Here is an 18,232-nt window from a genome sequence, read left to right on the forward strand (position 1 = left end):
AAAAGAAAAGAGAATCAAAAAGTAAGGAGGGAGGTGATACATATTGGGAAAGCGTAAAAAGGATCCATCAAAGGCTGGACTCAGCTCCCCAGAAGTAAAAGGGCAGGGGACAACGAATATAGAAACAGGGGGATTCACCTCATCCTCAGCACGTCATAAGAAGAAGAAACAGGATATATAAAAGAAGAAATCGGCTATCTCGCCGATTTCTTCCATTTTTAAATAAAATATTCTTATTTATACATTTCAGCAATTTGCTTTTGCAAATCCCCGTTTTCTAAATATTCATCATATGTCATTTGTTTATCAATCATGCCATTTGGTGTTAATTCAATAATCCGATTGGCAACTGTTTGAATGAACTGATGGTCATGGGAAGCGAATATCATTGACCCTTTAAAATTAATTAATCCATTATTTAATGCAGTAATCGACTCAAGGTCTAAATGGTTCGTCGGTTCATCAAGCATTAATACATTTGCTCCGCTTAACATCATTTTTGATAGCATACAGCGAACCTTTTCTCCTCCAGAAAGAACACTTGATTTCTTTAAAACTTCTTCACCAGAGAAAAGCATACGTCCAAGGAAACCTCGTAGGAAGCTTTCGCTTTGATCATTAGGTGAGAATTGACGAAGCCAATCAACAAGATTTAAATCACTGTTTTCAAAATACTTGGAGTTGTCTTTTGGAAAATAAGCTTGAGATGTTGTAACTCCCCATTTAAATGAACCGCTATCTGCTTCTAACTCCCCAGCAATAATTTTAAATAAAGTAGTCTTTGCAATCTCATTCGTTCCAACAAGTGCAATTTTATCGTCTTTATTCATAATGAAGCTAATATTATCTAGTACTTTTACTCCATCAATGGTTTTACTAATTCCTTCCACACGAAGTAAATCATTCCCGATCTCTCTTTCTGGCGTAAAGCCTACAAAAGGATAGCGGCGAGAAGAAGGCTTTATATCATCAAGTGAGATTTTATCAAGAAGCTTTTTACGAGATGTCGCTTGCTTTGATTTTGATGCATTTGCACTAAAGCGAGCAATGAACGCTTGGAGCTCTTTAATTTTCTCTTCCTTTTTCTTATTCGCATCTTGCGCCATTCTTGAAGCAAGCTGGCTGGATTCGTACCAGAAATCATAGTTTCCAACATAGATTTGAATTTTTCCATAATCTAGATCAGCAATATGTGTACATACTTTATTCAAGAAATGACGGTCATGGGAAACAACAATAACTGTGTTCTCAAAATTGATTAAGAATTCTTCAAGCCATTGGATGGCTTTAATATCTAAATGGTTAGTCGGCTCATCCAATAGGAGAACGTCTGGCTTGCCAAATAAAGCTTGTGCAAGCAATACTTTCACTTTTTCAGAACCAGATAAGTCAGCCATTTTTTTGTCATGAAGATCTTCACCAATGCCTAGACCTTTTAGAAGAATAGCCGCTTCAGATTCTGCTTCCCAACCGTTAAGCTCAGCAAATTCTCCCTCAAGCTCTGCTGCTTTCATTCCATCTTCATCGGTAAAATCTGCTTTCATATAGATGGCATCTTTTTCCTGCATGACCTCATACAGACGAGTATGACCCATAATTACAACCTTTAATACTTCATAATCCTCGTACTCGAAGTGGTTCTGTTTTAGCACAGCCATACGCTCACCAGGTCCAAGCTGAACATTACCAGTTTGTGCTTCAATTTCCCCTGACAAGATTTTCAAGAAGGTTGATTTCCCCGCACCATTTGCTCCGATTAAGCCGTAGCAGTTGCCGGGAGTAAATTTAATATTCACATCTTCAAACAGCTTACGATCGCCATAGCGAAGACCTACATTACTAACCGTTATCATCTATTTATATTCCTCCAAAAAACATAATCCTTTAAAGTATAACATTTTCCTCTTTGATTCGCGAATATTATTGATATGTATTAATTAAGAACTAATGGATCTTTATTAACTAATGATAATGAATAAAAAATCAGAAATTTTTGATAACTAGAAGGAAGTGTCATGAAAATATCGAATTATAGTAAGAAAATAAATTATGGTCTACAGAATAGAAGGAGGAAGTAAAGAAAAATGGAAGTCATACAGAATAGACAAACAAAGCGAAAAGCCAATTGGAAAAAAATCTCCCTTTGGTCAGTAGCTATCCTAGCTTCAATCATTGTGATTGCAGCCATTTCATTATATTTATATATTTCACGATCACTTCCAGTAACAAAAGGTGAAATCAATATCGGATCTATTTCATCGTCAGTTCAAGTAACAAGGGATGACAGTGGAGTACCGCATATTCTCGCAAAGAATGAACGGGATTTATACATTGCGCAAGGGTATATTCAAGCACAGGACCGACTCTTTCAAATGGATTTAAGCCGCCGCCAAGCTTCTGGAAGGTTAAGTGAGGTCATTGGGGAGGCAACTGTCGAAAATGATAAGTACTTTCGTACACTTGGTTTAAGACGTGCTGCAGAAGCCTCCTATAGTCAATATTCAAATGATGCGAAAGAAATATTGGGATGGTTTGCAGAAGGAGTAAATATCTACATGAAAGAACTTGAGGAAAATGGGAAATGGCCAATTGGCTTCAAGCTCTTAGGCTATCAGCCAGAGGAATGGAAGCCTATAGATTCATTAACGATCGGAAAGTATATGGCTTATGATCTGGGGGGCCATTGGGAAAACCAAGCATTTAGATATTATTTGCTGCAGAATTTTTCAGAGGAAAAAGCATACGATCTTTTTCCGTCTTACCCATCAGATGCCCCATATATTATTGGCTCAGATAAGCTTGATATTGAAAAAAGTCTTGCATCAGCAATTATTCCGCCAGAATTCAACGGAAGCAACAACTGGGTAGTCAGCGGTGAGAAAACAGCTTCCGGTAAACCATTATTAGCAGATGATCCACATTTATCGCTAAGTACACCTTCAATTTGGTATCAAATGCGTTTGCAGTCACCAGAAATGAATGTAAGCGGGGTTATTTTTGCGGGAATTCCAGGAATTATTTTAGGTCATAATGAGCAAGTGGCTTGGGGGGTAACAAATACTGGGCCTGATGTCCAGGACCTTTATATCGAAAAAAGAAATCCAGAGAATCCAAAAGAGTTTCTTTATAATGACAAATGGGTAGAAGCTACAATAGTGAACGAGCCCATTAAGGTAAAAGATAAGAAAACAATTGACTATGAAGTAACAATAACCCGTCATGGACCAGTTATTTCTGAATTTGCAGAAGAAAGCGGAAAGGAAGATGTTCTATCTCTGCAATGGACAGCTCTTGAGCCTTCTATTGAATTGGAGGCAATTATCGAAATGAACAAAGCTGCTAATTGGGAACAATTTGAAAAAGCTCTTGAGCTATTCCATACACCTGCTCAAAATTTTGTCTTTGCCTCCAATGATGGAACCATTGCTTATAAAGCAAACGGCAAAATTCCTATACGTAAACAAGGGCAAGGGCTGCTTCCTGTTCCAGGATGGACGGATGAATACGGATGGGAAGGCTATGTACCTTATGATGAGCTTCCAAAAACAGTTAATCCAGAGGAAGGATTCATTTCAACAGCAAACAATAAAGTCATAGATGAAAGCTATCCATACCATATTAGCAATGATTGGGCACAGCCGTATCGGCAAATGAGGATTCAGGAATTCCTAAAGACAAATGAAAAACTCACCTCGGAAGATATGATGACCCTGCAGATGGATCAGAAAAACTTACAGGCAGAAGAGTTTGTTCCAATTTTTATTGATAAACTGGATGCTTCATTAAAAGGAAAAGAGAAAGAAGCTCTTGCTATTTTAAAAGATTGGAATTATCAGGATAGAAAAGATGAAGCAGCACCATTAATTTTTAATCTTTGGATGAAGAAGATTTCGGATGTGCTTTTTCAAGATGAAATCTCAACGGAAATGAGAGGATTATTCAAAGGGCAAAAACAAGCAGTGGATGAATTAATTAGAAGAGCCGCAAAAGGCAATGAAGGGTCATGGATAGAAGAAAAAGGCGGACTTTCTAATGTATTGCATGAAGCCTTACAGATGGCGTTAAAGGAAGGTGAGAAGCTTCAAGGAAGCACGCCTGCTAAATGGAAGTGGGGGGAATACCATCAAATTTACTTCCCGCATTCATTATCAAGTGTCAAACCATTAAACTATTTATTTAATAAAGAAGGCAGTATTCCAGTAGGGGGAAGTTCTGTAACTGTACAAGCAGCAGCAAATAAAGAGGATGGCACCGTTAATCACGGAGGCTCGTGGAGATTTGTCATCGATACAGCAGAGATGAACATAGGCTATCATCTAGTAGGTCCCGGTCAATCAGAACATCCATTAAGCCAGTGGTATCACAACCAGATGAAGGCATGGGTTGAAGGTGAGTATCATGAAACTTATCTAACTGATATAAAAGGTGAAAAACTGACACTTAATCCATAAAGAATAAACTTTGAATAATTTGTGAAATATGCCAAAATCCTTAGATAATAATTTTAAAAAAGCAACCTATTGTTCATAATTTTTTCATATTTTTCATGTACAATTAATCCATACAGGCAGGATAAAAAAGGAGTTTTTATTGTGGCCAAAAAACAGCTCGTCGAATTAGTAAACCGTTTAAAAAAAGCAGGTATTAACGTAAGTTTTACAAAACCAAGATCAAAAATGCTGATTGCACTACCACAAAACAAAAGACTAACTACGTCAACAAATTAGGTTAAAAAAGGCTGTCTCTAAAGTTAAAAAAGTGGATTTTAGCGGCAGCCTTTTTCATGCTTAGTTTTTCCTTTTAGCTAATTTTTCACGGTCTTCAAATTGCGGAGGCTGTTCCAGCCAATTCCGCTCAATCATTAGATTCATCCCATCTTCACCATATGCCCCAGCTTTAGACATAAAACCAAGATACATTGAAACGATATCTCTGCGCATACTTGCAGAAATTCCAACCCCATAGGCAGCTACACCAAGATTGGATAGTGTACCTACGATATAAAGCATGAGTTGATCTGAAAAAGGTGTGTTCGTCGAATTTGTTACATTTTGATCCCAAGACATAGCAGTCGGTACGTCACTTTCTTCAAGTACATCATGTATGGAACTCAAAAGGTGTGTACATACATGTTTCCCACGCAGAAAATAGTCACGCACCACTTGATCTGTCGCAACTTGTGAAAAACCAACACAAGTTGCTTTGCCTATTTCATTATTAATCGCATTCATAATTAAATGTGTTGCTTCCATTCCTAACAATGCTCGACGGCGCCCAAACCAGCCTGTTAAAAATTTCTTTTCATCGACAAAATCTACCGCTTCCGGATAGGTCATAAAAGGCATCCGAACAAATACACCCTTGGATTGCATACAATGAACCACATGCTGATATAATTGAGAAGTATGTCCCATGAAGTCACGGTACATCTGACAAATATCTTCTCTTGCAGACAGTGTAATAGCAGAGGTATGAGAGGTGACGCCAAATCTAGCTAACTGCAGTACAAATTGTAAATAAAAAATATCAGAAAAAAGCCTTGGTGCATTAGGCGTAACATGCTTTTCTATCGGAAAGCCTTGTGGCACAACAATCTTTTCATTAAGAAAAATATCTTCAATTGTATCTTTATGGTTTTTAGCAATCTGTAAGGTTTCTTCTAGCATCTGCTTTACTTCCGAATCTTCAACCGTTTCCAAAAAATGAGTTATCACACATATAACCATGCTATCATTTAAAAATGTACCCCATAAGCTTGAAATTTCTGCACAAGTTAATTTGACAACCTCAGCTTTTTCACCCAATTCATCTTCCTCCTTTTTCAGTATTTTTACCGATTTATTACTAAAGCATGCAAATCATTATCATTGTTTAAATAAATGCAAAGTAAAAAAGCGAGGGAAGAAAAATAATGATTTTCTTCCCTCGCTTTGAAGGTCTTTTTTAAATTTCCTTCATGATCTTTTTAAATACATCATCCTTATTAAAATCTTCTCCCATTGGAAACTTTTTAATAAATTTATTATTCTCATCAAGCAAGAACACAAATGTACTATGAACATAGAAGCCGTCACCTGGATCACGATATTGAAATTGAAAGGACTCTGCTAATTCTCGAATTTCCTTTTGATCTTGCTTAATATTATCTTGATCCCCAGTTAATAACGTCCAATTGCCATCATCCTCGATGTCAAAGGTTTTCATATAGTTCATCATTTCTTCAGGTGTGTCTCTGTATGGATCAATACTAATTGATAAAAATTCAACATTCTTCCCAAAAACACCTTCAGCAGATAAATCATTTTTCAACAGGTTCATTCTTTGAGTTGTTGTCGGACAAATATCTGGGCAATGTGTGTACATAAATTCAACTAGTTTTAACTTTTTGTCTGAATTAGAAAAGTCATACTCCTCATTATGCATTGTGACAAGAGAAATATTTTCTGGAATCTTTGAGGTCATGTCACGAATGACAAAAAAAGAAATACCGGCAGTAATTCCAATTACAACAGCAATTGAGCAAATGATATATATTTTTTTCATTATTAACCCTCCCTTTATAAGGATAATGAAAACTAACTGAAAATCATATGGATAATCTGTGAACATGTGATATCAATCATAGGTTTTCAATAAAGATTTTAAACTTTTTCCGTTTTTTTATCATATCCAGGGAGGGTGGGGAGAATGAAAGCAGGCTTGATTGAGTTCAAGAAAGGTTATCAAAAGAAAAAAGGAACTGTCAAGTTCCTTTTTTCTTTATCCAATCATTTATTTCATAGAAATCCAAACACTTTTCACTTCAGTGTAGTTATTTAGTGCATATGATCCCATTTCACGGCCCATGCCTGATTGTTTATATCCGCCAAATGGAGAAGCAGCATCAAATGCATTATAGCAGTTCACCCATACGGTACCTGCACGAAGCTTGCTTGCAACGTAATGGGCATTAGCAATATCACGTGTCCAAACACCAGCAGCTAAACCATACTCACTGTTATTTGCACGATTAATCAATTCATCTAAATCCTCATAAGGCAATGCAGAAATGACAGGGCCAAAAATTTCTTCTTTTGCAATCGTCATTTCATCCCGAACATCAGCAAAAATAGTAGGGGAAACAAAATATCCTTGCTCCTGAGGCTTTTCACCGCCAACAAGAAGCTGTGCACCTTCACTAACACCCTTTTCAATATAACCTAGTACTCGACTTTGCTGTTCAGTGGACACGAGCGGTCCAATTTCAGTATCTGCATGAATCCCAGCGCCTTGCTTAATATTCTTCGCGTGACTAACCATATCCGCAACGACATTATCAAATTGCTTCTTTTGGATAAATACACGAGATCCAGCACAGCATACTTGCCCTTGATTAAACATGACTCCATTTAATGCACCAGGTATCGCCTTTGTTAAATCAGCATCTGGAAGAATGATATTAGGAGATTTTCCTCCTAATTCAAGGGTCACTCTCTTTAATGTTTTAGATGCTCTCTCCATAATCATTTTGCCCACTTCAGTAGATCCAGTAAATGCAATTTTATCCACTAGTGGGTGATCAACCAAAGGCTGACCGGCTGTTTCGCCAAATCCAGGTACAATATTCACAACACCAGGAGGGAAACCAGCTTCTTCAATTAATTCTGCCAAGTATAAAGCAGAAAGCGGTGTTTGCTCTGCTGGCTTCAATACAACTGTGCATCCGGTGGCTAGAGCTGCACCTAATTTCCACATTGCCATTAAAAGAGGGAAATTCCATGGAATAATTTGCCCTACAACACCTACTGCTTCATGGCGTGTATAGTTGAAAAATGGTCCGCTAACAGGAATCGTTTGACCTACAATTTTTGTTGACCAGCCAGCATAATAACGCATATGCTCAACCGCAAGCGGAATATCTGCATTTGTTGTTTCACGAATAGGCTTCCCATTATCTAATGTTTCTAATTGGGCTAATTCTGCACTATTTTCTTCCATTAAATCCGCAAGCTTATACATAAGTCTGCTTCTTTTAGCTGCACTCATCTTAGACCAAGGTCCTTCATCAAACGCCTTTCTTGCAGCTTTCACAGCAAGATCGATATCCTCAGGTCCAGCCTCGAATACGTTTGCTAGCACTTCTCCTGTAGCAGGATTATATGTTTCAAATGTTTTTTGAGACTTGCTTTCAACAAATTCTCCATTGATATATAGATGCTTTTTTCCGCTGAGAAATTTTTCTACCTTTTCCTTTAAACTCACTGTTAATTGACTCATCATATTCCTCCTTTGAAAATAGTAATCTATGTATTTCATGCTGCTAGTTTAAGAAGAATGCCCTTGTGAACGCTTACAATACTATGTTAACACTATGAAAAATTGATAATCAATGAATAATTAAACAAATATTCTGACATTAATCGACAGTTCTTTTTACGAAAGGTTATATTCAATCTGTGTAAATATGGCAGAAAAATGGCAGTAGTTTGAACTATAGGTGAACACTTTTCATGTCTGATACGAAAAGCCTGAATTAATGCCACTTTACTGATTTTCGAACATTCTGTGATTTGAGGAATATGTCACAGAACTACGTTTAGGTAAAGAATACGATAAGGATAAGTATTTTTTTAATAGTTTAAAAGACCTGTTTTCAAAAGGGGGGCAACGGAATGAAAGGTACGAGACTAATTAAAATATTGATTGGCGGGTTAGCAGCATATGAACTTCTCGGGATGATGAAGTCTGGAAATAAAACTGTTCTGCGCCCCCCAGGAGCTATTGATGAAGATGAATTTCTAGCACTCTGCGTTAGATGCGGGAAGTGTAATCAAGCATGTCCCTATGACTCTATCAAAATGGGAAAGGAAAACTTAGGCTTTGGGATTGGAACTCCTTATATCGATGCAAGAGATAATCCATGCCGTCTTTGTGATGACTATCCTTGTGTGAATGTTTGTCCGACAGACGCCCTAACAGGAATTAATAACGTATACGATGTGGAAATGGGCACAGCTGTTATTGATACGGAGCATTGTATTGCTTACAAAGGTATGAGGTGCGAAGTATGCTATCGTGAATGTCCCTTAATAGACGAAGCAATTAAATTAAATATTTATGTAAAACCTGATGACCCAACACACGCCGTCTTTGCACCTATTATCGACCCTGAAAAATGTGTCGGCTGTGGGATCTGCGAAGAAAGATGTGTCATAGATAATCCAGTTGCAATAAGAGTGAAACCACGAGGAATAAAAGAGTTATTTTAGTAGCGGTTTTTAGTGGCAGGAGCACATAAATTAGATACAAACTGCTCAACAAAATTAAGCCACTTTAAATAGATAGATAAAGTCTCTTCATTTAAAAGGGAGGAAAGTAAGCTATGGAATTAACTAGAAGAACCTTGCTTAAAGCAACTGCAATCTCCATGACAATGGCTGTTGCTGGCTGTAAAAAGAAGGAGGCAAAACCAGCAGGAACAGAAGTGGCGATAGCAGGAGAATCAACAGAACCAGATGAATGGAAATCGACTGTTTGTCGATTCTGCGGTACAGGATGCGGTGTTTTAGTTGGTATAAAGGATGGAAAAGTTGTAGCCACTAAGGGTGACCCAGATAACCGTTCAAGCAGAGGACTTAACTGCATTAAAGGTTTTTATGTAGGAAAAATCTTATTCGGCAAAGATCGGCTGACAAAACCATTAATACGTGAAGACAAATCAAAAAAAGGTACAATGGAGGGCTTTAGAGAAGCTTCCTGGGAAGAAGCACTTGACCTGGTAGCCAAGAATTTAAAGGAAAACTATGAAAAGGATCCAAAATCGATTGCATTCTGGGGCTCTGGCCAGCAGACAATCATGGATGGCTATGTATCTGTTAAACTTTGGAAAGCTGGTTTATTAAATAATAATATTGATCCGAATGCAAGACTTTGTATGGCCAGTGCAGTTACTGGGTTTATGTCTACTTTCCAATCGGACGAACCGATGGGCTCCTATAAAGATTTAGATGAAGCAGATGTTTTTGTTACATGGGGTGCAAATATGGCTGAAATGCATCCAGTACTGTTTTCTCGTTTAACAGCTAGGAAGCTAGCAAATCCGGGCGTAAAACTCTATGACATAACAACTAGACATTCTCGGACTTCTGAAGTTGCAGATTCTGTTTTAGTATTTAGACCGCAATCAGATTTAGCAATCGCAAATGCCATTGCAAACTATCTCATTGTAAATAAAAAATATGATCAAAAATTCATAGATGAACATCTTCAATTCAAGGCAGGAACAGAAAATCTTGGTCATTCTTTTAAAGATGATTATGATGTAACGGATGGAAAAGATGCGGATAAAGTTTGGAATATATCCTTTGAAGAATATAAACAGAGTGTGAGCACTTATACATTTGAAAAAGCGGCCGAAATTTCCGGAGTTCCAGCTGCGGATATAGAAACACTTGCGAAAGAATTTGGAGATCCTGATAAAAAAATTATGTCTCTTTGGACAATGGGGATGAATCAGCATACGCGAGGCACTTGGATAAATAATCTTGTCTATAATATTCATTTATTAACTGGAAAAATCAGCAAGCCAGGCAACGGACCATTTTCATTGACTGGTCAGCCTAGTGCCTGTGGTACAGCTAGAGAAGTTGGCGTATTCTCACACAGACTCCCTTCAGATATGGTCGTAAACAACCCAGAGCATAGGAGATATACAGAATTGATATGGAACCTGCCAGCCGGCTACCTTGACCCAATAGAAAAACCAGGTTTCCATACGGTTAAAATGTTTAGGGAATTAGGAAAAGGAAATGTCAAATTCCTATGGAGCATGTCCAATAACTGGGGGCAAACGATGCCTAAGCTCAACCGTTTTCGCGGGAATGATCCAGACGGCAAGGGCGTTCTTGATGGATTTATCGTTGTTTCCGAAGTATACCCTACTAGATCGACAGAATTAGCAGACGTTGTATTCCCCGCTGCTATGTGGGTAGAAAGGGAAGGCCAGTTTGGCAATGCAGAAAGACGGACATCTGTTTTTGAAAAATGCACTGAACCTCCAGGGGAAGCAAAATGGGATATATGGACACTTGTGCAAGTAGCCAAACGTGTACTAGAAGGCAAAAAGATTGGGAACAAGCCTGCTTTTGATATTTTATTTGGAAATGTATGGGATTACGAAAAAAATGACTTGCTAGAAGATGGCCATGAAGTAAATAGCCGTCTATGGGCAGAATATCGATCCTTTACAAACCCTCATGAAAGTAAAAACAAAGAAATTCAGGAACTTGGAAAAAAACTTAAATTGAAGGCAAAGCAGATGGCTCCATACGAGGAATATTTCAAACAGCATGGCATTTGCTGGCCTGTCCGTGAGGTAAATGGGAAGTGGGTAGAAACAAATTGGCGGTATGTCCACGGAAAACAGGAAGAAGGCTATGACCAATACGGTGTTGAAGAATTTGGAACGGTAGGAAAATATAAAGATATTGATTTTTATAAATCAGACGATCACCGTCCAAGTGTCATTTTCCGTCCATTTGAAGATGCCGCGGAAATACCAGATGCTGAGTACCCATTCTGGCTATGTACTGGACGTGTTCTTGAACATTGGCACAGCGGCTCAATGACACGGCGTGTGCCTGAACTTCATCGGGCCGTACCAGAAGCATTCTGTGAAGTTCATCCTGAGGACGCCAAAGCATTAGGCATTCAAAATGGTGATATGATCAAGGTAGTATCAAGGCGAGGTGAAGTGCAAGTAAAAGCAACAACGAAAGGAAGAGGAAATCCCCCTAAGGGACTCATATACGTGCCATTCTTTGCTGAGGAAACATTAATCAATCTTGTCACACTAGATTGCTATTGTCCGATTTCAAAACAGCCAGATTATAAAAAATGTGCAGTTAAAATTGTTAAGGCATAAGGATTGGGGGGAAATACATGAAAAGCAGAGAAGTATTATTTGTTGTCGCATTTATGTTAATCGTTTCGATCGCAATAGGTGCAACAAAATTATCCACTTCACAAACAGCAGCAACAGATGAACAAACACCCAATATTAAAGAAACGGTATCCATCCCACAACTGGAAGGGGAAGAAAGGGAGGCCTCAGCAACGATGGTGCTCCTTGGTGCTCCACCCATGCAGCCTGGGGATCATATTGATCGCTGGAATCCTGAAATTCATCATGAAAGCTGTATGACATGTCATGCCGTTCCAGAGACTGGGGCACCAACTCCTCCAGCTAATCACTATTATGATGAGGACACAAAAGGAACCATCTTTAGGGATAATTGCCAGCAATGCCATGCCACACAAAATGATAGTAAATCTGCGTTTAATGAAGAATAATAGATCAAACCAAACAAACCATTCACTTAAAAATGATTATAGATTAGAGGAATAAACAAATTTTCCAGGAAAGCCGGGGATTTTATGGTGATATCAGGCATTTTTATTGAAACGATTCCGGGCAGAGCCAATAAAGCAGCTGCACTATTAGGTGAAATAAATGGAGTTGAAGTCCATCATATAGAGGAGGATTACAAAATTATTCTTACGATTGAAGCCGAATCAATTAATAGAAGCTATGAAATTGCTGAATCCTTCAAACCCATTGAAGGAATACTTACAATTTGTTTAGCCTACAGTAATTTTGAAGAGGAACCTGCTTATCAAAAAGCAGGTGTTCCCAGATGAGTGAACGAATAAACAGAAGGCAATTTTTATCCATTAATTTGGAGTCTACTGTTGGTTTTTTAGCTAATTTTCTATGTACACAAATAGAGCAGGAAAGAGATTTTTTCAGACCTCCTGGTGCCCTTAATGAGCTGGAGTTTCTAACATCCTGCACGAGATGCGGGAAATGTAGAGATTGCTGCCCAGAGGGTATTATTAAACTATTTACTTTATCTGATGGAGCTAAACTTCTAAATACTCCATATTTAAATCCTAATGAGAGCCCATGCACTTTTTGCATGGAATGTGTTGAAGTATGCCAAGCAAATGCTCTAAGCATGATCGGTTTACTTGAAGAGCCGTCGATTGGAAAGGCAGTGATTTTAACTAATCGCTGCCTAGCATTTCAAGAGGTAATGTGTGATTATTGTGTTCGTTCCTGTCCAGTTGAAGGAGCACTTAAATCGATGAATGGGATACCTAAGGTGATAAATGAAACTTGTACAGGGTGCGGAATTTGTGTGGCAAACTGCATCTCTGAACGAAAAGGAATTTGCATTCAAACATTAGGTTAGGGAGGAGCAAAATGAGAAATAAGATATTTCCAGAAAGAAAATGGACAATTGCCAGAAGAATTATCCAATTCCTCATTATTGCTCTTTTTTTCTCCCCACTTCTTTTGGTTGCAGTTGAGGGCGATAATTTTTTCTTTGGTTCTCTTAGCTCCTCCACTTTTATAGGGATTGTGCTATCTGATCCCTTTGCTGCATTACAAGTAATGTTGGCTTCGAAGGAGATCCATTTAGCTTACATATCAGGAGCGATGATTATTTTTGTGTTTTATTTAATTATAAGAGGGAGAACATTTTGCAGCTGGATCTGTCCTGTTAATACAATTTTAGAGTTTACCGGAAAATTGAGAAGGTTTATAAAGGTTCCAGATAGAACGTACAATCGGCATACAAAAAAATATATAGCTTCTGCTGTATTGCTTTTATCATTTCTTGTTGGTGTTCCAGTATTTGAATTATTTTCCCCTATTGGATTTACAATGAGGAATGCCTTATTTAGTTTCGGAATAGGTATTTGGATCATAATAGCCATTGTCTTATTTGAACTCCTAATTTCTAAACGTGGGTGGTGCCGATATTTCTGTCCATTAGGAGGTTTTTATCAATCTTTCGGAAAAGCAGGAATTTTCAATGTGAAGTTTGACCATGATGCATGTGTTGGCTGTGATAAATGCCGCTCAGTCTGCTTTGCAGATCCCGTTATATTAGAACCAGGTATTTTCCGAGAGAGTAAATTTGTTGTATCTGGTGATTGCAGCCTCTGTGGAGCTTGTGTTGACCATTGTCCATTTGATGCATTAAAAATTACTGCACAGCTTCCGATGTCTCGTAATAAAGAGGATTTGAGGATGGAAATGGAAAAGGAGGAGAATGATAGAATAGCAAAATGGTATAATATTGATAAATGAGCACATTTAACAGAGGAAGCCAAATGGGTTTCTCTGTTTTTTTGTATACTAATAATTTGTAATTAAGGGTCCATTTTCCAAATGCGTCGTATGTATGGTATTGTAATGATACTAGAAAATAAATGGGGTGCATAAATTGGAAACACCACTTTCCATTAAAGTTACGAATCTATCAAAAAGGTATGGAACATTTCATGCTGTAAAAAATGTTCATTTAGAAATAAAAGAAGGAGAATTGTTTTGTTTCCTTGGACCAAATGGAGCAGGAAAGACGACTACGATAAAAATGATGACTGGGCTCCTTGAACCAAGCACAGGGGATATTAAAATTGCTGGAACAGATATTTGGAAAAAGCCAATTGAAGCAAAAAAGAAAATGGCTTATATTCCTGACCATCCTATTTTATATCCCAAGCTATCAGGAAGAGAGTTTTTGAGATTTATCGGCAGTGTCTATGAAATTGAACAGCAAATTTTCGAGGAAAGAATGGAAAAATATTTGTCTTTATTTCAATTGGCTGATCGTGCAGATGAATTAATCGAATCGTACTCGCATGGTATGAAACAAAAAATCAACTTATGTGGTGCCTTCATTCATCAGCCAGATGTCCTGTTTCTAGATGAACCAACTGTCGGTCTTGATCCAAAAGGAGCAAAGACATTAAAAAACCTCCTGCAGTCGTTATGCAAACAGGGAATGACAGTGTTTATGTCAACACATATTCTAGAAATTGCAGAACAAATGTGTGATCGTGTGGGCATCATAAAAAACGGTGAGATCATTGCTATTGGAACGATGGAAGAGCTGAAAGAAGGCAAGACTCAGTCATCGCTAGAAGATCTTTTCCTTGAATTGACCGGTGATACCGACACGATACATCTTATTCAAGAACTCGAAGGTGATAAAGAGAAGGTGGAGAAATGATAAAGAAACTCCTGCTTCTATTCTGGAAGCTGGGAAAGAAACAAATTCGTACTGCTCCTGACAGCACCAAAATTGCTATTGTATTTGCTTCGATTGGGGCATTAATTGTAACAGTTTTTTTTAGTATTGCAGCTTTTGCGATAGCCATGACGTTGCCTCAAGAATCAATTGGTCCTATGTTCGCTTTTGGTTTTTCAGTATTGCTAGCCTTCAATATCCTATTTGGTGTTCCTCAAGTTTTTAAAAATTTGTATGGAACGAATGACTTGGCATTTCTTTTTACATTGCCTATTAAAACTTCAAGCATTTATTGGGTAAAATTTCTGCAAAGCTTCATTGGTGTTCCAGGGATATTATTATTTATTTCAACAATCATTTTAACTGTATTCGGAATAGGCAGTAAGTCAAGCATACTCTTTTTTCCTATTGCTTATATCGTTGCCTTATTCATCACGTTAATTGGTATGAGCATCTCCTATTTGCTGAATCTAGTACTTATTCAATTAATTCCCGTTCATCGAGCAAAAGAATTAATGGCTGCTATGAGTGCTATAGCTGGAATGTTTGGCTATGTTTTATTTCAGCTGCCAAATATTTTGAATAATAATGATGCTCAATCAGATGTCTTTTATGATTTGCCTCAGGTGCCTAACTGGCTTCCGATGGAATGGGGTGGGAGGAGTCTAATTGAAGCAATTGCAGGTTCTTTTGAATTTATATTGCCGCTAACTTTACTCGCCCTGCTTTCAGCTCTAATGCTTTATCTATCGTCCGTCCTTGTTGAAAAGGGATTTCGAACAGGATGGATTCGGATGAATGAAGGAAATCGGCCAAAAAAGAAACGAAAAGGCAAGAAGATAAAAGTAAAACTTTCTAATCCAATCATTGCTATAGGCATCAAGGAGTGGAAGGCGATTCATCGAGACATGCGGGAATGGATCAATTTTCTTCCTGTCCTTTTCTTTATGATTTTTCCATTTCTGACTATCTTTAATGATAAGGAAAGTATTTCATTTATTTTAAAACACCCAAATATCTCATGGATTCTCGTGCAAGGTATTTTCTTATTTATGTTCACATTCCTTACAAGCGGGTTTTCCTCATCGTCTATTGCTCGGGAAGCCTATTCCATTCACTTATTAAGGGTATTACCTTTATCAGGCTGGCAAATAGCATTAGGCAAGTTTTGGATCAATTGGCTAATCCCTGTACTTTTTCTTTGCATATTAGAAATGTTCGGAGGAATTTTATTAAAATGGAATTCTCTTCAAATCCTATCAGGGATTGCTGTTATTTCTATCATGTCCTTAGGAATTACAGGAATCGGTTTATGGATAGGTTCAATTGGAGCCAAGTATAATCCAAATAATCCACAAAACCGTCTTGAAACCGGTGTATCGTTTCTGTTGATGTTCTTGTCCTGTGCCTATTTATTTGTTGCTGCTCTGCCATCTGCTATTGTATTAATTCCAACAGATGTTCTTTTCATTTTACAAGAAGGAGAGAACCCGCCAGGAGTTTTGGGACTGTTCTTTACAATACTGGAATGGAAAGCGGAAAATAATACACTCCTTACCATTTCAGGTACCATATTTACTCTAATCATTTCTGTTGGAGTGGCCTGCTTAACCTTGTATTTAAGCGTACGAAGGATTAACAAAGGTGTAACCATAAACTTTATTACTCATAAAAAATAAATTAAAAGCATGCTGATCTGAACTGCCCCATAAATGTTAGACATCAAACTAACATTTATGGGGGTTTTTTAATGGCTAAATTTACTGCAGAACAAAGGATTCTAATTGTTTCAAGGTATTTAAATGGGAATGAATCTATCAATGAGATTGCGCGGGAGGTTCAGGTAAAACCAACTATTTTGAGTGGATGGATTCGCCTATACGAACAACATGGCATTGAAGCTTTTCTAAAAAGCTATACAAGTTATTCAACTCAGTTTAAAATGGATGTACTAAATTATATGATCGAAACGGGTACATCTTCTATTGATACAGCTGCGATATTTAATATTTCTTCTCCTGGAATGATACGAAATTGGAGATTAAAGTTAAATCGAGATGGATTAGACGCCCTACAACCAAAGAAAAAGGGGCGACCATCTATGAAGAAAGAAACAAAGAAAATTGATTCAAAGAAAGAAACACCAAAACTAGTTGAAGATACGGTAGAAGTACTACAAGCGAAAATTGAGCGTTTAGAAATGGAGAATGCCTACTTAAAAAAGTTGAACGCTTTAGTTCAAATGCAGGAAAAATTACAAACAAAATCAAAGCGCAGGTAATTTTTGAACTAAAGCATATGTATGAAGTTGTAGATTTAGTTGAAGTCGCTGACATTCCACGTAGTACGTATTATTATTGGGAGAAAAAATTAAATCAACCTGATAAATATGCGAACGTAAAAGAAAGTATTAAAGAGATTTTTCATGAACATAAGGGTCGTTATGGACACCGTCGGATCACGAAAGAACTAGAGAAACGAGGGTTTAAACACGATAAAAAAACCATCAATCGTTTAATGAATGATATGGACTTACTATGCTTAGTCCGCATGAAAAAGTACCGTTCTTATAAAGGTAATGTGGGAAAAGTTGCTCCTAACATCCTAAACCGTGATTTTTCTGCAGAGAAAGTGAATCAAAAATGGGTAACCGATGTGACGGAATTCCACCTATTCGGTGAGAAACGTTACCTCTCTCCAGTACTTGATTTGTGTAATGGTGAAATCATTGCTTATAACGTCATGAAACGTCCTGTTTATAAATTGGTCGGAGAAATGTTAGTCCAAGCAATAGAACGTCTTCAGCCAGGAGAGCAAGTGATTCTTCATTCAGATCAAGGCTGGCATTATCAAATGAAACAATATCAAAAAACATTAGAACAGCACCAAATTACGCAGAGTATGTCTCGAAAGGGAAACTGTTTGGACAATGCAGTCATGGAAAACTTCTTTGGCTTATTAAAGTCCGAACTCCTTTATCTACAGGATTTTGACAGTATAGAGCATTTTGAAAAGGAATTAGCTGATTATATTCACTATTACAATCACAAACGAATGAAGGCAAAATTAAAAGACCTGAGTCCGGTGGAATACCGAACTCAAGTCTTAAAAGTTGCATAAAATTATTTGTCTAACTTTATTGGGTCAGATCA

General features: G+C 37.5%; 15 protein-coding genes. 11 read left to right on the forward strand and 4 right to left on the reverse strand.

Features of this window, described 5'->3' with window-relative positions; genetic code table 11:
• Nucleotides 1-43: 43 nt before the first annotated feature.
• Entirely contained in the window at nucleotides 44-181 is a 138-nt protein-coding gene (locus C1726_RS23905; protein WP_102275444.1) for a YuzL family protein, read from the forward strand.
• Between the two features lie 52 nt (nucleotides 182-233).
• On the opposite strand, the gene C1726_RS23910 is transcribed toward C1726_RS23905, so the two are convergent.
• The gene (locus tag C1726_RS23910) at nucleotides 234-1,853 is read right to left on the reverse strand and encodes an ABC-F family ATP-binding cassette domain-containing protein (protein WP_102275445.1); all 1,620 of its coding nucleotides are present in this window, start codon (nucleotides 1,851-1,853) and stop codon (nucleotides 234-236) included.
• Nucleotides 1,854-2,084: 231 nt separating this feature from the next.
• Between C1726_RS23910 and C1726_RS23915 the strand changes: the two genes are divergently transcribed.
• The gene (locus tag C1726_RS23915) at nucleotides 2,085-4,451 is read left to right on the forward strand and encodes a penicillin acylase family protein (protein WP_102275446.1); all 2,367 of its coding nucleotides are present in this window, start codon (nucleotides 2,085-2,087) and stop codon (nucleotides 4,449-4,451) included.
• A gap of 336 nt (nucleotides 4,452-4,787) precedes the next feature.
• On the opposite strand, the gene C1726_RS23920 is transcribed toward C1726_RS23915, so the two are convergent.
• The 3 genes from C1726_RS23920 to C1726_RS23930 all read right to left on the reverse strand — a co-directional run bounded on the left by C1726_RS23920 (nucleotide 4,788) and on the right by C1726_RS23930 (nucleotide 8,256).
• Nucleotides 4,788-5,804 (reverse strand): DUF3231 family protein, encoded by a 1,017-nt coding sequence (locus tag C1726_RS23920; RefSeq protein WP_102275447.1) that lies wholly within the window; start codon nucleotides 5,802-5,804, stop codon nucleotides 4,788-4,790.
• 139 nt (nucleotides 5,805-5,943) lie between these two features.
• Nucleotides 5,944-6,543 (reverse strand): SCO family protein, encoded by a 600-nt coding sequence (locus C1726_RS23925; RefSeq protein WP_102275448.1) that lies wholly within the window; start codon nucleotides 6,541-6,543, stop codon nucleotides 5,944-5,946.
• A 228-nt stretch (nucleotides 6,544-6,771) separates the two neighbouring features.
• Nucleotides 6,772-8,256 carry an aldehyde dehydrogenase family protein gene (locus C1726_RS23930; RefSeq protein WP_102275449.1) on the reverse strand — a complete coding sequence of 495 codons (1,485 nt, stop codon included), beginning with the start codon at nucleotides 8,254-8,256 and terminating at the stop codon, nucleotides 6,772-6,774.
• Nucleotides 8,257-8,651: 395 nt separating this feature from the next.
• Here C1726_RS23930 and C1726_RS23935 point away from each other — a divergent pair, with 395 nt between their 5' ends.
• From C1726_RS23935 to C1726_RS23975, 9 genes are all read left to right on the forward strand, one after another.
• Nucleotides 8,652-9,248, forward strand: coding sequence for a 4Fe-4S dicluster domain-containing protein (locus C1726_RS23935; protein WP_102275450.1), 597 nt, complete (start codon nucleotides 8,652-8,654; stop codon nucleotides 9,246-9,248).
• A gap of 113 nt (nucleotides 9,249-9,361) precedes the next feature.
• The gene (gene napA / locus C1726_RS23940; protein ID WP_102275451.1) at nucleotides 9,362-11,902 is read left to right on the forward strand and encodes a nitrate reductase catalytic subunit NapA; all 2,541 of its coding nucleotides are present in this window, start codon (nucleotides 9,362-9,364) and stop codon (nucleotides 11,900-11,902) included.
• A gap of 17 nt (nucleotides 11,903-11,919) precedes the next feature.
• Nucleotides 11,920-12,330, forward strand: coding sequence for a nitrate reductase cytochrome c-type subunit (locus C1726_RS23945; RefSeq protein WP_102275452.1), 411 nt, complete (start codon nucleotides 11,920-11,922; stop codon nucleotides 12,328-12,330).
• An 87-nt stretch (nucleotides 12,331-12,417) separates the two neighbouring features.
• Nucleotides 12,418-12,678 carry a chaperone NapD gene (locus C1726_RS23950; RefSeq protein WP_216629081.1) on the forward strand — a complete coding sequence of 87 codons (261 nt, stop codon included), beginning with the start codon at nucleotides 12,418-12,420 and terminating at the stop codon, nucleotides 12,676-12,678.
• The gene (locus C1726_RS23955; protein ID WP_102275454.1) at nucleotides 12,675-13,232 is read left to right on the forward strand and encodes a 4Fe-4S dicluster domain-containing protein; all 558 of its coding nucleotides are present in this window, start codon (nucleotides 12,675-12,677) and stop codon (nucleotides 13,230-13,232) included. Before C1726_RS23950 ends, C1726_RS23955 begins: the two co-directional genes overlap by 4 nt.
• A gap of 11 nt (nucleotides 13,233-13,243) precedes the next feature.
• Complete coding sequence (locus tag C1726_RS23960; RefSeq protein ID WP_102275455.1) at nucleotides 13,244-14,137, forward strand: NapH/MauN family ferredoxin-type protein; 894 nt, start codon at nucleotides 13,244-13,246, stop codon at nucleotides 14,135-14,137.
• Between the two features lie 136 nt (nucleotides 14,138-14,273).
• Nucleotides 14,274-15,062 (forward strand): ABC transporter ATP-binding protein, encoded by a 789-nt coding sequence (locus tag C1726_RS23965; RefSeq protein ID WP_102275456.1) that lies wholly within the window; start codon nucleotides 14,274-14,276, stop codon nucleotides 15,060-15,062.
• Nucleotides 15,059-16,759: a putative ABC transporter permease subunit gene (locus C1726_RS23970; RefSeq protein WP_102275457.1), complete on the forward strand. Its 1,701-nt coding sequence runs from the start codon at nucleotides 15,059-15,061 to the stop codon at nucleotides 16,757-16,759. Before C1726_RS23965 ends, C1726_RS23970 begins: the two co-directional genes overlap by 4 nt.
• A gap of 71 nt (nucleotides 16,760-16,830) precedes the next feature.
• Nucleotides 16,831-18,200 (forward strand): IS3 family transposase gene (locus C1726_RS23975; RefSeq protein WP_102271266.1). Its coding sequence is split into 2 segments (ribosomal slippage): nucleotides 16,831-17,296 and nucleotides 17,296-18,200, totalling 1,371 coding nucleotides; the frame shifts between segments, so codons are not numbered across the junction.
• The last annotated feature ends 32 nt before the right edge of the window (nucleotides 18,201-18,232 follow it).

The organism is Cytobacillus massiliigabonensis (assembly GCF_900199725.1).
Taxonomy (GTDB): Bacteria; Bacillota; Bacilli; order Bacillales; family Cytobacillaceae; genus Cytobacillus; species Cytobacillus massiliigabonensis.

What these genes read in the sequence shown, in the direction of transcription:
- C1726_RS23910 (WP_102275445.1), bottom strand. Translation starts at nt 1,853, where the DNA reads ATGATAACGGTTAGTAATGTAGGTCTTCGCTATGGCGATCGTAAGCTG.
- C1726_RS23915 (WP_102275446.1), top strand. Translation starts at nt 2,085, where the DNA reads ATGGAAGTCATACAGAATAGACAAACAAAGCGAAAAGCCAATTGGAAA.
- C1726_RS23925 (WP_102275448.1), bottom strand. Translation starts at nt 6,543, where the DNA reads ATGAAAAAAATATATATCATTTGCTCAATTGCTGTTGTAATTGGAATT.
- C1726_RS23930 (WP_102275449.1), bottom strand. Translation starts at nt 8,256, where the DNA reads ATGAGTCAATTAACAGTGAGTTTAAAGGAAAAGGTAGAAAAATTTCTC.
- C1726_RS23935 (WP_102275450.1), top strand. Translation starts at nt 8,652, where the DNA reads ATGAAAGGTACGAGACTAATTAAAATATTGATTGGCGGGTTAGCAGCA.
- napA (WP_102275451.1), top strand. Translation starts at nt 9,362, where the DNA reads ATGGAATTAACTAGAAGAACCTTGCTTAAAGCAACTGCAATCTCCATG.
- C1726_RS23945 (WP_102275452.1), top strand. Translation starts at nt 11,920, where the DNA reads ATGAAAAGCAGAGAAGTATTATTTGTTGTCGCATTTATGTTAATCGTT.
- C1726_RS23955 (WP_102275454.1), top strand. Translation starts at nt 12,675, where the DNA reads ATGAGTGAACGAATAAACAGAAGGCAATTTTTATCCATTAATTTGGAG.
- C1726_RS23960 (WP_102275455.1), top strand. Translation starts at nt 13,244, where the DNA reads ATGAGAAATAAGATATTTCCAGAAAGAAAATGGACAATTGCCAGAAGA.
- C1726_RS23970 (WP_102275457.1), top strand. Translation starts at nt 15,059, where the DNA reads ATGATAAAGAAACTCCTGCTTCTATTCTGGAAGCTGGGAAAGAAACAA.